Raw genomic sequence first — 13,198 nt, forward strand, 5'->3', positions numbered from 1 at the left:
GAATTATCGCTTTATCTGATCTCTCAAGCCGTTAAACGCGACAACTGCCGGGAGGAACCATGGCTTACCACTATAGAATGGGATGGCCTTTGGTTCCTTGCGAAAAAAGAAGGTTTCAGCTTCAGGCATACCCAATATCCGATATGCTGCCTTTTGTCCCAACCATCGCGCCCAAACAGTACCCGAGCCACAATAGCCGCACGGGTATAGCATGCCGTTTCGCTCAAATAAACTTGGCAATTCATCCCGCGTAAACGCTACATTTCCAGCCCATGAGCATTCTATTTTAACGTCTCGAAGTTGCGGGAATATCTCGACCATCAATTTCTTGACGTAGTTTGCTGCTGCCGTTGAATTTTTAGGGAACGAAGGTTCGCGCGCGCCGACCAACACGCGTTTGCCGTCCGGTGTCGGTCGGAAATATCGGTACAAATATCGTTTCTCACCGCAGGCATTATTTTTAGGGAAAAGACGCTTCATCAAGTCGGTTGATATCTCTTCGGTGACAACAATTCGACTTTGAACAGGAACCACCCGACGCATGAACCAAGGGTCCACACTATCGGTGTAACCGTTTGTCGCCATTATCATTTTGTCTGCAAGGGTTTCACCCAAACAACTTTTCACCACAAAAGAAGTGCCGTCGCGCTTGATCTCCAACGCGGGGGTCTCATTGTGAATAATCGCACCGGCTTCAATAACTTTGTTGAGTAGGGCGTGTAAGAATTTTGCTGGGTTCATCATGCCAATATCTGGCCGCAGAATCCCGCCAACATATTCCTGAGCGCCCGAGAATTCGGAAATGTTCTGTTGCTCGATGACTTGAGAATTGAGATCGAGATGTTCGTTCATCAGGTCACAATCACGGCGCGCGCCGTTCATATCCTGATTATACAGCACGCCCGTAAACCGACCAGTTGGCGAATGATCACACTCAATCCCTTCCGCATCAACGAACTTTGTAAAATCTTCGCGGGCAGATTTGGCTTCATCCATCATACGAATTGCAGAGGATTGGCCAAGTTGATTTACTGCGCTTGCAAAGCCTATCCTTAAGTTTCCACTTAATATGCCGCCATTGCGAGCAGAGGCGGCATCGCCAACATTTGTTTTTTCAAAAACTTGAACAGATTTACCCGCACGCGCAAGTACAAGTGCCGCTGCCAATCCTGTATAGCCCGCTCCAATGATCGCCACATCACACTTAGCTACAATCTTGCCAAAATTTGGAATATCAAATTTCAAGCCTTCATTCCAATAGCAACGTTCTTTCACGTCCATATTATTCCCGTAAGTATTTTGGTTGTAGCGTTCAAGTGAGCAGCCCAGAGTTGCCCTAGCGTTCGAATTTATTGATCTATTTTTTGAATTGACGGAGACAAAATGTAAGCACTCTGCACCACGTCAAAACCGGTGATCCGATATCCATTGGCAAATGCGTCGACAAGTGATGTCCTTACGCGCAATCGCTCTTGTAGGGCCTGGTCTGGGGATTGTTGAAGCATTTGGCTGAAGTTTAGCGGTATTGGCACTTCAATCGCAGCGGTTGGTCGCTGGATTTTTGAGTGAACTTTGGAGTTTGGATGCTTTTGCAGCACTTCTGGCGAATTGAGCTGCCATTCAGCCACTAGGCGATCACTAGGAATGCCAGCATTTATTCCCTCCATTACGCCATAATAGTCTTCATGGTAGGTGCCAACTGTTGCCCCGAGTTTATCGATGTTGAGCTTAGCGTTTGCAACGCGCAAGGGATCATATGTCCATCGCACGGTCTGGATGCCGCGCTCAAGGCACCAGTCATGCTGGTACCATTTTAGTTTTGCACCAAGCCCAGCCCCTTGTCGTGACGGGTGAACAGCCAATCTATGTGATTGCTGCGTGCCCAGTTCACTGGTTGGAAATGCAAATAAAAACCCAACCAGCTCATCGTCGACAAATGCACCTGCAACCAAACCTCCAGAATGTTGGACGGCCAGCAGTAAATCGGAGTTATCCGGCTTATCATCAGCTCCCCAGACAACAATCTGCAGGATTTCAGCGGCTTTGAGTTCAGCGATGGACGCTAAGTCCCGAATTTTCAACGTGCCGGGTTTGTCGGTCACGCTCTGAATTCCTCTACGCTTTGTGTGACAGTTTCAAGGTAGTCATGGTCAAGTAAAACACCAATCCCGGGGCCTGTGTTTGGCACTGGCATCACCCCATTGGTCGTTTCTAGTTTCTCTTGAATGATGTCACGCTGGAAATATCGACTGGCGCTTGATGTATCGCCTGGTTTCGTGAAGTTCTTCAAGGTTGCAAGATGTATGTTATGTGCCCGCCCGACGCCGCTTTCAAGCATGCCGCCGCACCAAACCGGTGCTCCGAAAGCTTCGCTCACATCATGAATGGCGCGAGCAGTTGCAAATCCACCAACACGTCCCAACTTGATGTTGATGACGCGGGCTGCGCCTGCTTGGAGCGCCTTGCGGGCGTCGCTGGCAGATCGAATACTTTCGTCCAGACAGATCGGCGTTTTCAGAGCAGATTGCACATGAGCGTGGTCGTGAATGTCGTCAAACGCCAACGGTTGCTCAATATAGTCCAGATTGAATTCGTCTAAAGCCTGCAAAGTTGGTAAGTCGGCTAGGCCGTAAGCCGTATTTGCATCGACAGTGAGCTTGATACTCGGATGATGTTTACGCACAGCCTTCACCAGTTTGACATCATGTCCTTGCATGACTTTCAACTTGGTTCTTTTGTATCCAGCCGAGACAGCTTCGTTGACACGTTCGACCGTTTTCTCGATGGTATCAATACCCAAACTTACCCCTACCTCTACCCCAACCCCGTTGCCACCCAAAACAGCCTTCAATGGCACATTGAGCCACTTAGCCCACAAGTCCCAAAAGGCCATTTCAACAACAGCCTTACTCATGCGGTTGCCGCGCCAAGGGTTCAGAATAGGAGCCAGTTCATAAGGCGATTGAAAACGGCGACCCAGAATAGCAGGGAGTAATGCTTCCCGCAGGAACGCCACGGATCCTGCGATCGTTTCTTCCAAATAGTCAGGCAAAGGATCCATGACAGCCTCTGCCACACCCTCGCGGCCCTCTCCCTTCAAAATGAGAAGTGGAAAGGTTTTCACGGACATGGTTCCGGTGGAAATCACAAAGGGTGTGAGAAGTGGCAGGCTGACAATTCGGAGTTCGGCAGATTCAATAAGAATGCCTTGATCGACCGCGCTGATAGCATCGTTGTTTTCGGTCATTATGTTTCATCCGTGAGAAAAAGGTCTAGTTCATCGGACTTCAGATCTACGTTGCACACGCAGACCTTTAGTCGCCGACATGGCCCGTAAATTTACTATATAGCTGCGCGAGCTTATTCATTCGCTCTTCCACCTCTGGGCCCAATTCAATGAAAACTCCGTTTACTAACAAGTTTATTAGGCTTGCCATTTGCGATGTTGATTCCCAGAATAGATTGAACTCTGTCGGTACAACGAATATCTCGTCAGCAGTCCCGTGGCCCCAGTCGCAAAATGCATCTACAACCAATGTTACAGGAATTCCGACGGCATGTGCTTGTTGCGCTAAGTCCTGTGCCAATCTTGAATATCTACGCGCTTCAAAGATTACCAAACAGGATTCTTCCGACGAGAGTAGAATTTCGGAGAAATTACCCGCCGCTAAGTCCACCAATTGCACATCTTCGCGCAAGTATTGTAGTTGATTGACGAATATCTGCGCCATGCCTCGTTCGGTTTGAAAGCCAGTCGCATAGACGCGTTTCATATGGGCGAGCCGCTTTACGGCCCTTGCCCACTCTGGCGTTTGAGTTATCTCATACACAGCAACCAAAGCTGCAATTTCGAGTTCGAGTCCCTGAGAGAGTTGGTCCTCTCCAGCCCGTGCGCGATCTCGCCAATCGCGTAGTCTATCGCTTATCAACCACGGACGATCTCCAACATCTTGTTTAAGCTGGTCTTTAAGGTCTTTAAAACTGCGGTAGCCCAAAGACCTGCAAAACCGTCCGACCGTGGGCTCGCTGACCTTGATCTTTTGGGCAACGCTAGCCGCCGTCTCAAAGGGCAAAGTTGCCAATGACGTGAGCATATAGTTAGCAATGGCCTTTTCAGCTTTAGAGGCCGTCGGCATTGCTTTTGTCAAACGATCTCGGATAGACTTGCTCACGGTAGCATTTCCCAAAAACTATTCTCAATGCTTCAAATAGGTAATATTTATTTCAAAATGTCAATGAATTTTGGTTTTCTTTCAAATTCGAGAGTCGATACACCATCTTGCTTGGCTGTTTGGAGAGAATATGGCGAAATTTGAATGGTGGGCAACTCATTCAAGGCTCTTCTTCAGTTCTGGAGTACAACCTTTTGACGCAGGACGAGACCCACGAAGTTTATGAGAACCGGACCTGCTTGCTTCAACTTTTAGAATACAACGGATTGGGGCATTTCAAAAATGGTCTCCGCGTAAATGCTGGGTGATTAGTATTTACCTGTTTTCTTGTCTGAATGATTACCCATCAAAATACTGACAGCCCTCAAATGTGCATTTTGAAACCATATCTTGAATGTCCGGTTTGGCATAGCAGTGTGGGCTACGTTCCAAGCGCAATGAGTTTCCGCTTTCCGCCCGACTTGCCAATTGGCGATGCCCTAGCGAAGGTCTGAAAAGTCCGCACAGCTGACATTGGGACGTTGGACAAAATGTTAGTAAGTCGTTGATTTTATGTAAGTAGTTAGGCAGCAGATTTGCGCTAAGCTTTTGGAAATAAACAAAAGCCCTCGGTCTCCAAAACCGAGGGTCGTGAGTTCGAGTCTCTCCGCCCCTGCCATTTAAATCATTGAAATTGTTGTCGAGTGTTTTGGGCTTTGTTTATGCAAGGTCCTGCGATTCTTGAACTCCCGCCACCCAACGCAATAGTTGGATGACGGGTGATGATTTGCAAATAATCTGCTGAATTGCGCTCAGATTCATCAGTTGATCGTCATATTTTGCCGAGCGAGCCGCCGATCTGCTTTTGCCACAAATCTGCGTAAAGCCCATCTGCTTTGACGAGTTCTTTGTGTGGGCCAAGCTGTACGACTTGCCCATCTTCGATCACCGCAATTCTGTCCATATGGGCAATGGTGGAAAGCCGGTGGGCGATGGCGATGACGGTTTTGTCGGCCATGAACGCGTAGAGTGCTTCCAGAATTTCGGCTTCCACCTGAGAATCAAGGGCCGAAGTTGCTTCATCCAAAATGAGGATGGGTGCGTTTCGCAATAGGGCACGGGCTAACGAGATACGTTGCTTTTGACCGCCGGACAGGCGCACGCCTTTTTCGCCGACGATGGTGTTGTTTCCGCTATTGCCATGATGATCGGCCAGTGTGCTGATGAAGTCATGAGCCCTTGCTTTTTTGGCTGCGGCCTCAATGTCCGAAGTGGTGGCGTTTGGCAGACCAATGGCAATGTTTTCGCTGATTGATCGGTTGAGTAGGGACGTGTCCTGTCCAACCCAAGAAATATGTCGCCTGAGCGTTTCTTGCTGCACGAGATCGATATCTTGTTGGTCGACTAAAACTTTGCCCGTTTCTGGTTGGAAATGCCGCAAAAGTAAGTTCACGATGGTGGATTTTCCGGCACCAGAGGGGCCGACCAGGGCCACTTTTTCTGCTGCTTTGATGTCGAGGGTCAGATTGTTGAGCCCTCCAACGGCCTGGCCATAATGGTGCGAGACATTGTGGAAGCCTATCGCGCCACCGCCAAACTGAAATGCAGGTGCTTTTGGGTCATCTGGCATTTCAATTGGTTGCGCAATTGATCGCAATGCTTCGCGCGTTGCGCCGATATTGCCATAGATTGATGCAACAGAATCGAGCATCCATTCTGCCATGCCTGAAATGCGTGTGGCCAAGGTGAGGGATGCGGCGACCATGCCCAACATGGCCGCACCAGATTGCCAGAGGAAGATGGAATAACCGACGAGGCCAACGATCAGCAAGTTAGTCAGAAAAACCATGCCCACATTGATCATCACTTCGAATTTTTGCACCCCGATAAAGGCTATAAATGCGTTGCGAAACTTCGAGAGGGCGTTTGGGTCTTCCTCCTCTTGATTGGTGAACATCTTGACCGTGTCGATGCTGCCATAGGTATCGACCAGCAAGCTGGTTAGATCGGTCTTTGAGTTCTCAAACCGCTCGTAATTGTCGCGGAAGCGTGGAACGGCATAGACCATATGGGCAATGTATAACGCAGCCCAAATAGATAGTGGAATTGTAAAACGCAGATCTATCGTGGCGAACAGCCACACTGAACATATGAAATACGTCATGACATAGGTGAGGGTATGCAGGGCGGCATAGGTCACATTGGTCGCCGATACACCGAGTTCTCGAACCCTTGAGGCGAGCTGGCCGGATTGTTGTTTCGTGAACCATCCAACGGGCTGTTTCATTATGTGTTTGTGGGCGCGCCACCGGATCAGACTGACGGACGCGGGGCGAAAGGCAATATCGTCCATCGCTTCGTTCAGCAGTGCCATAGCGGGGCGCAACACGAGCAAGACGAGGGCCGCGAGGATCAATTCAAATCCCACTTCCTGCCAAATCGGTGCCGGCGAGATGCGGATGAGATTATCGATCAAGCGGCCAGCATAATAGATCAGCCACACTTCAATTAGGGCGGCAAAGATGGATGTCGCGAAGCTAAAAGCAATGATCCAACGTAAAGGACGCATTTGTTGAACAATGAAAGTCAGAGCGCTGGACGCAGGGGTGCTGTCGCCATGGCGCCGGAACGGGTCAACAAGATCCGCAAGCAATTTAATCATTAGGAAATCCTAGAGAAATTTGGTCAGATGAGCTGGCGGCGCAGCGCCGAACAGCAGTCGAAATTCGCTTAGGCGAACTTTCCTTTTACTTGTGTCATCTGGTCATCTCCTATTTCATCTAGTTGCCTGAAGCTATGATGGACCACGACTCGCGTCAAGTGGCTTGCTATCCATTTTTCTGCGAATTGTAGGGGGTATGAAGGCTGTGGACACGGTAATGGCCTTGACCAAAAATGTTCCCTTTGTACGATGCGCGGATGAGACATGGATTTGGCTTGGAGTGGCCGGGCATATTTGCGGCGCAGAGGCCAAAATTGGCGGCGATTGCCTTGGCAATTGGCACACTGATTTGTTTGATCCTTCTGCCCAATTTGAAATTCGACGAAGATATTCAGCGGGTGTTTTCATCCAATAGTGACCAGGCAAAGCAGTTTGAGGCGTTTGCAGGTTCTGTGGGTGCTGACGGTTCTGATGTGCAGCTGCTGGTTTCGAGCCAAAAACCATTTACTCAAGATGACTTTGAAGTGCTCAGTGAATTGAGTTTGGAGCTTGGCCTCTTTGATGGGGTATCGCGGGTTATTGCGCCGACCGTTTTGCGGTTTCCGCCGGGTCATAAATTGTTTGCAAATGAACCTGTTTATCGGCCTGAATTGACCGGCAAAGCGCAGATCGAGCGATTTGACCAGTTTGAGTTGGCCAATCCAGCATTTCATGCGTTGCTTTCGGAAAAAAGAAATATTGCGCTCGTTTCAATCTCAATCGATTTTTTGGCCAATGGCGGAACGGTTCGCAGTGGGCTCGAAGGTCTTGACGTGCTGGCAGAGCAGTTTGAGACTGAAGAACTTTCGATTGTAATTGCGGGCAAGGATGCGATTTCTGTCGAAGTTGTCGACCTGATCAAGTTTGAGTTGTTGGCGCTGAACTTTGTCGGCGCGGTTTTGGCGTTTGTCGTTTCACTGCTGATGTTCAAAGACATCAGGACGTCGATTTTGACCGTTGCACCTGCAGGTTTCGGGCTTGTGTTTTCCTTGGCCCTATTTCCACTTTTGGGCATCCCTATGACGGTGATCTCCAATATTGTGCCGATTTTGGTGCTGGTATTGGGGATGGCGGACAGTGTGCATTTGGCACTACATTTCCGCCGGGCCGACGATGCGGTGCCGCTGACAGACCGAATTGATAATAGTGTACGCGAAATCGGTCCTGCTTGTGCGTTGACGGCATTGACCACGGCAATCGCCTTTGCATGTATTTTGGTTTCGCAGAATGATCAGCTTATTGAGTTTGCCATTTTGGGCGCCCTTGGCGTCATCGTCGCCTATTTTGCGGTCATCTTGTCTTTCCCCATCATTGCGCGGCTGACGGTGACGAAATCGACAAAGCCACTAAAGGCGATATCGTGGTTGCAAATGCCACGGATGATCACGCGTTGGTCGAGTTCGAGAAGTCATATTGTGATCTTGCTTTCGGTTGTCACCGTCATCGTCGGCATCTGGGGCTTCTCGCAGACTAAGGTTTGGTTTCCGCTTTATCAAAACTTGCCCGCGTCGAGTGAAGTGCGGCAATCCAATGCCATTATTGACGATGAATTTGGTGGGTTTTTCCGGATGTGGTTGGAGTTTGATTCTGGCGAAGACCTGAATGTCGAGGCAGTTGATGGATGGTCCAAGCTTCAAGGCATAACCAAGGAACTTCGGGAACTCGCCCCCAATTATCGCGTTGTTTCTTTTTCAGATTTCACTGGATGGTTTGGCGGTGATCAAACAATGCTCTCAAAAGAGCAGTTGTCGTCCATTCCGGCGCAGCTGACCCGTCAGGTTTATGACGCTGATTTGGGGAAAGTGCGGATTTTGGTGCTGATGCCTGAACCAATGCGGGATGAAGCGTCTTTGTTGATGTATGACAAAATTGAGGCGTTTGCTGTGGCGCACGACGCCAGCCAGATTGTCGGGTTGCCGGTGATAATGCGACATGAATCTATTTCGGTCATTTCGCAGCTTAATATTGGTCTATTTAGCGCATGTATTGTTGCGGTGTTGATTGTGGCGCTGGCGTTTAAACGATGGTCGCTGATTGCCTTGTTGGCGCTGCCCAATATCTTGCCGTTGCTGGTCACTTCGGCTGCTTTGCATTTTCTGAATGCGGGGCTTTTGACGCCATCTGCGGTGCTGGCGCTGACGGTTGCTTTCGGGATTGCTATTGACGATTCAATTCATTTTATTTCACGATACAGGCTAGAGCGGATGAAAGGATTGGACGTGCAGGGCGCAATTGATGCTTCGATGAGCAAGGCTGGCTACGTCATGATTGTGACGACCGTTCTGCTGGTCGTTGGGTTGGGCTCCACCACGATTAGCGGTTTCGACACGGTGCGTTTGTTTGGCCAAATGTTGATTTTGACGTTCATTGTCGCATTGGCTGCAGACTTGATATTGCTGCCCGCACTTTTGAGGCTAAAAGTCTATCGCAACCTTTTCGCGCATAGGCGTGATGGTGTTGTTTCGGCCGGTGGAGGCGACACCACATGACCTCCGGCTCAAACTTCATTACGGCCAGCAGATGTGATCACACGCACATCGCAAGAAGTGCGGCGCATGAAGTTTTAGCCATGATTGAGCAGCAAGTAGCAACGTCCAAAGTTCAATGTAATACGTGCCCGCATGATGTGTTCGCAAATTTATATTTACATTCAACCCGGCATTGGTTGGCGCATTTGGATCAAAATGAGGGGTCGGAGTTCGCTTATTTGGTCATCGTTCGCTTTTATGAACTATATAAAAAGTATGTACGCGATGTGCTTAGAACGAATGACGAGACCAGTGCGCGTCATTGGAAGCCGTATTTTAATGTTGCAGACAAAATTCTAAGCAACAAAGACAAAGCGAAGCGCTGGTATTTGCTGTATTTTGGCGTTCGCGCCCACGTTCGGTTTGATTTGGCGCAGGCCATTGGATTGGCGAAGACAGACTATTTTGAACTTAATGGCGTTGAACCTGATGAGCAAGAAGTTCGCCAGATTCTTCTTGGAACTGAAACCGACCTTTTGTTCTTGCAGGCCGCTCGGGACTTCGTTCGATCCCGGCGTAACGCGCATATGTTTCATGCAAGTGTTGTTTCGCAATTGACGGATCTGGCAATTAAACACGGAAAGCCGTTTTGGTTGTTTCTTTTTCAGCGCTGGCGGCGATTGGCGCTGCGGGATTCTAGTCAGTTTAGGTCGCCCGCACGGCTCTAATGGCCTTTGCTTAATCGGTTCAATTGTGGGCGATTGTTAATGTAGATGTCCAAAGCTTAACTGGCCATGCGAGACGTTTCGAGGATAGTCTATTTTTAAGACATCAACTCTTGGAGACAGACACCATGCGCCATGTACTTTTATCCCTGCCAGTTACACTTCTACTTGCTCAGGGCGCATTTGCGGAAACGTTTTCTGCCGATGTTTGGGCAGACAATTGGTTTGCGTTCTACGTGAATGGCGAGAAGGTGGCTGAAGATAGTGTGCCGATCACCACTGAGCGTTCATTCAATGCTGAAAGTTTTTCCTTCACTGCCGACAAGCCGTTTATCATTGGTTTGATCGCGAAGGACTTCAAGGAAAATGATACTGGCCTTGAATATATCGGAACGCGAAAACAGCAGATGGGCGATGGTGGTGTTATCGTTCAAGTCAAAGACGAACAAGGAACTGCCGTGGCATTGACTGACGCGAGTTGGCGTTGCTTGGTGATCCATCAAGCGCCGTCAAATAAATCATGTGCGAAAGAAGACAATCCTGTTGCCGGTGAGGGCGCCTGCGGATTTTCTGCCACGGAAGAACCAGAAGGCTGGACTGCGCTTGGTTTCGATGATTCAGGTTGGGCCAGTGCCTCGGTCTATGCGGAAAGTGATGTCCGTCCAAAAGATGGGTATGACCAAATCAATTGGGAAAGTGATGCGCAACTCATCTGGGGCGCGAATCTTGAAACCGACAATACTATATTGTGCCGAAAAGTGATCAATTGAGGTTGGGTGAAATGGCTCAACGCCCCAGCAGGTAGCCAAGGCGTTGAAATATTAGGGTGTTAGTTGCCGATTTTGCCGCCCATCGTATTTGGAAGGCATGAAACACGCACAGTGTAGTTTAGTGTTCGGTTTTCAGTGTCTGAGCTACCAATGTTCCAACTGTTGTTTTTGGCTTTGTTCTTGCGTGCTGCAACGGCTTGAAAGCTGAATTGAGCGACTGCAGAAGTTGTTTGTTTGTGATTGAGCACAGCAACCCGAGAAGTGCCATTCTGACGTTTGTTGGCAAGTAGCGCGTTGCATTTTTCGACCGGGTTTCCGCCGACCCAGTTGAGTTTGCTGATCGGGACATGCGGTGTGTAGTGTTTGCTCCATGTCCGCAAAGAACCTGAGCCGACTTCACGACCCCGAAATCTCTTGCGCCATTCTGATGCGTCGAGTGACTCAAAAAAGTCTGCGTATTTAGAGCTGAGTGCTGCGCCGACAATTCGTTCGCCGCTGGTAGCGCGGGCATATAGCCCAAACAAGAACCGATGAGAATTGGTTTTGATGCTTGTGTAGTTCGAACCGTTTGAACTTACCTCAATGGGGATGACGTCAATTCCGTCCTTAGAGATCTGTACGCTTTGCAGCCAATCTTTAGCGTAAGACGTGGTTGGTGCCATTGCTGCTGCAACCAATGTAAGTGCCAAGATTGTTTTTGATGTGCGTTTCATGTTGTGCCCTTTATTTTGTTTTGTCGTTGTTGGGCGCAACTTGATGGAGAATGGCTGAACCATAGCTGAACGGACATTTCAGTTTCGGCTCAGGCACGCCGTTCATTCTGCAACATTGCCAAAAATTCATGTAATTACAAAACCTTAACTAGCTAATTTCGGAAGTCTGCACGTACATTTGGTTCTACGGGGTGCGAAGGAGAATTGAAAATGTTTGACTGCAATAGGAAAATTTTGGCGATTGGGCTAAGCGGGCTGATCGGTATTTCGGGACTAACGAATGTCTATGCGCATGGTGACAAATTGCCGTTGGGCGATGGGCAGGTTTCGTCGTCACCAATGGTCGATAATGTTTATTCTTGCCAACATCTGTTCAATCCGAACGCGCCAGGTGCTCAGGCAAGCGGCGATTGGATAGTTGGTGACTATTGGTATCCAGAACTTAAGCCAACCGTTGACGGTGATGTGCAATGGTCTGGCGGCGGTGTTGAGGTGTCGATAAGTGGTAACACAAGAATTGTAACGTCGAATATGTTGCCCACCCATGGCACAGGCGTTTATCCAGTTCAAAGATCTGACGATGCTTATCAATATGATCGAAATCCCAATTCAATTCAGGCGCAGAACCTTTCTCTGCATTTGCCTGCTGACCCTGAGATAGCGTCAGTGGAAAGTTGTGTGCCTATGGGGATGATTGGCATTTCGCTCTCAGGAGCGGCAATCTTTAATGCGCTGGATGCGCGTGGTGACGATGCACCTGCCCACGAAATTCAAGATGAGTGCAATGGCCACCCTGAACGCAACGGCATCTATCACTATCACAATGCATCGTCTTGCATGGTGGCTCAGGAAGAAACCGCTGACGGTCATTCCGGTCTTGTCGGCTATGCATTAGACGGTTTTGGCATATTCGGCATGGAAGGCGCTGGCGGTGAACATCTAAGCAATGACGATCTTGATGCCTGCCACGGCCATGTTGAAACTGTTGTTTGGGATGGCGTGGAGCAAGAGATTTATCACTATCATCTAACCGACGAGTATCCTTATACGATCGGGTGTTTTGTCGGAACGCCGGTGAAGTAAGTGCGAATTGAACGAAATTACGGTTGAACCCGCGATTGCCTTTCGGTGTCTGACTGAGAGGCAATTGGTTTTTTGATTGCTTAAAATCTGGTGATCCTAGCCGATATCTTGCAAGAACTTTAGTTCGAGTTCAACGAGTTGGATGCTCAATTCGACGGGCTTACTGCTGGGGTGTTCGTTTTTAAGTTTTTGGAGTTCAGCACGTGCTTTTTTTCGTTCGCTGACGAGTGTCTTGATGTCGAGTTTTGGTGAATTGTCATCGATTGACATCAGCAGGGCTAAAAGTGGTGAAGTGGGCAACAAGGCAGCATTTGTGGCCGTCTCCTGAAGTGACTTCAAACTTTCTTTTCCCAGCGCCGTGATAGAGAATATTTCGCGATCTGGTCTGGTGTCGCCAGCTTCAATGACGCTTGTGATCCAGCCGCGTTGCTGAAAACGGCCTAAAATTGCATAGATGTTGGCTCTGCTGAGGCCAAGCAAAGGGCCAAATGTTGCCTGCAGCGACTTCGCAATGGCGTATCCGTGCGCGCTGTGCATGTTGAGCACAGCGAGCACCGCTAGTTCTTTTGTTTCAGCAGTATTCAAGT

General features: G+C 49.0%; 11 protein-coding genes. 4 read left to right on the forward strand and 7 right to left on the reverse strand.

Annotated features, from left to right (window positions below; all coding sequences use genetic code 11):
• Window positions 1–3: 3 nt before the first annotated feature.
• From AC2D8L_RS03340 to AC2D8L_RS03360, 5 genes are all read right to left on the reverse strand, one after another.
• The gene (locus AC2D8L_RS03340) at window positions 4–1,281 is read right to left on the reverse strand and encodes an NAD(P)/FAD-dependent oxidoreductase (protein WP_484684035.1); all 1,278 of its coding nucleotides are present in this window, start codon (window positions 1,279–1,281) and stop codon (window positions 4–6) included.
• A 68-nt stretch (window positions 1,282–1,349) separates the two neighbouring features.
• Window positions 1,350–2,102, reverse strand: coding sequence for a GNAT family N-acetyltransferase (locus AC2D8L_RS03345; RefSeq protein WP_484684036.1), 753 nt, complete (start codon window positions 2,100–2,102; stop codon window positions 1,350–1,352).
• Window positions 2,099–3,247, reverse strand: a complete 1,149-nt coding sequence (gene menC, locus AC2D8L_RS03350; protein WP_484684037.1) for an o-succinylbenzoate synthase — start codon at window positions 3,245–3,247, stop codon at window positions 2,099–2,101. The genes AC2D8L_RS03345 and menC overlap by 4 nt, the downstream gene beginning before the upstream one ends.
• Window positions 3,248–3,314: 67 nt before the next feature.
• Window positions 3,315–4,172 carry a MurR/RpiR family transcriptional regulator gene (locus tag AC2D8L_RS03355; RefSeq protein ID WP_484684038.1) on the reverse strand — a complete coding sequence of 286 codons (858 nt, stop codon included), beginning with the start codon at window positions 4,170–4,172 and terminating at the stop codon, window positions 3,315–3,317.
• 811 nt (window positions 4,173–4,983) lie between these two features.
• Window positions 4,984–6,813 carry an ABC transporter ATP-binding protein gene (locus tag AC2D8L_RS03360; protein WP_484684039.1) on the reverse strand — a complete coding sequence of 610 codons (1,830 nt, stop codon included), beginning with the start codon at window positions 6,811–6,813 and terminating at the stop codon, window positions 4,984–4,986.
• 233 nt (window positions 6,814–7,046) lie between these two features.
• Here AC2D8L_RS03360 and AC2D8L_RS03365 point away from each other — a divergent pair, with 233 nt between their 5' ends.
• The 3 genes from AC2D8L_RS03365 (at window position 7,047) to AC2D8L_RS03375 (ending at window position 10,815) form a co-directional block, all read left to right on the forward strand.
• Window positions 7,047–9,341 carry an efflux RND transporter permease subunit gene (locus AC2D8L_RS03365; RefSeq protein ID WP_484684040.1) on the forward strand — a complete coding sequence of 765 codons (2,295 nt, stop codon included), beginning with the start codon at window positions 7,047–7,049 and terminating at the stop codon, window positions 9,339–9,341.
• Entirely contained in the window at window positions 9,338–10,048 is a 711-nt protein-coding gene (locus tag AC2D8L_RS03370; RefSeq protein ID WP_484684041.1) for a DUF5995 family protein, read from the forward strand. The genes AC2D8L_RS03365 and AC2D8L_RS03370 overlap by 4 nt, the downstream gene beginning before the upstream one ends.
• A gap of 125 nt (window positions 10,049–10,173) precedes the next feature.
• The gene (locus AC2D8L_RS03375; RefSeq protein WP_484684042.1) at window positions 10,174–10,815 is read left to right on the forward strand and encodes a PEBP family protein; all 642 of its coding nucleotides are present in this window, start codon (window positions 10,174–10,176) and stop codon (window positions 10,813–10,815) included.
• A 59-nt stretch (window positions 10,816–10,874) separates the two neighbouring features.
• On the opposite strand, the gene AC2D8L_RS03380 is transcribed toward AC2D8L_RS03375, so the two are convergent.
• Complete coding sequence (locus AC2D8L_RS03380) at window positions 10,875–11,528, reverse strand: hypothetical protein (RefSeq protein ID WP_484684043.1); 654 nt, start codon at window positions 11,526–11,528, stop codon at window positions 10,875–10,877.
• Window positions 11,529–11,738: 210 nt separating this feature from the next.
• On the opposite strand from AC2D8L_RS03380, the gene AC2D8L_RS03385 reads away from it, so the two are divergent.
• On the forward strand, window positions 11,739–12,611 hold the full coding sequence (locus tag AC2D8L_RS03385) for a YHYH protein (protein WP_484684044.1): 873 nt from the start codon (window positions 11,739–11,741) through the stop codon (window positions 12,609–12,611).
• A 96-nt stretch (window positions 12,612–12,707) separates the two neighbouring features.
• On the opposite strand, the gene AC2D8L_RS03390 is transcribed toward AC2D8L_RS03385, so the two are convergent.
• A complete protein-coding gene (locus AC2D8L_RS03390) occupies window positions 12,708–13,196 on the reverse strand; it encodes a PadR family transcriptional regulator (RefSeq protein WP_484684045.1) in 489 nt (162 codons plus the stop codon).
• Between the last annotated feature and the right edge of the window lie 2 nt (window positions 13,197–13,198).

This window comes from Maritalea sp. YIW29 (assembly GCF_057219265.1).

Coding starts and splice junctions, on each gene's coding strand:
- AC2D8L_RS03375 (WP_484684042.1), top strand. CDS start 10,174: ATGCGCCATGTACTTTTATCCCTGCCAGTTACACTTCTACTTGCTCAG.
- AC2D8L_RS03370 (WP_484684041.1), top strand. CDS start 9,338: ATGACCTCCGGCTCAAACTTCATTACGGCCAGCAGATGTGATCACACG.
- AC2D8L_RS03365 (WP_484684040.1), top strand. CDS start 7,047: ATGTTCCCTTTGTACGATGCGCGGATGAGACATGGATTTGGCTTGGAG.
- AC2D8L_RS03340 (WP_484684035.1), bottom strand. CDS start 1,281: ATGGACGTGAAAGAACGTTGCTATTGGAATGAAGGCTTGAAATTTGAT.
- AC2D8L_RS03385 (WP_484684044.1), top strand. CDS start 11,739: ATGTTTGACTGCAATAGGAAAATTTTGGCGATTGGGCTAAGCGGGCTG.
- AC2D8L_RS03360 (WP_484684039.1), bottom strand. CDS start 6,813: ATGATTAAATTGCTTGCGGATCTTGTTGACCCGTTCCGGCGCCATGGC.
- AC2D8L_RS03380 (WP_484684043.1), bottom strand. CDS start 11,528: ATGAAACGCACATCAAAAACAATCTTGGCACTTACATTGGTTGCAGCA.
- menC (WP_484684037.1), bottom strand. CDS start 3,247: ATGACCGAAAACAACGATGCTATCAGCGCGGTCGATCAAGGCATTCTT.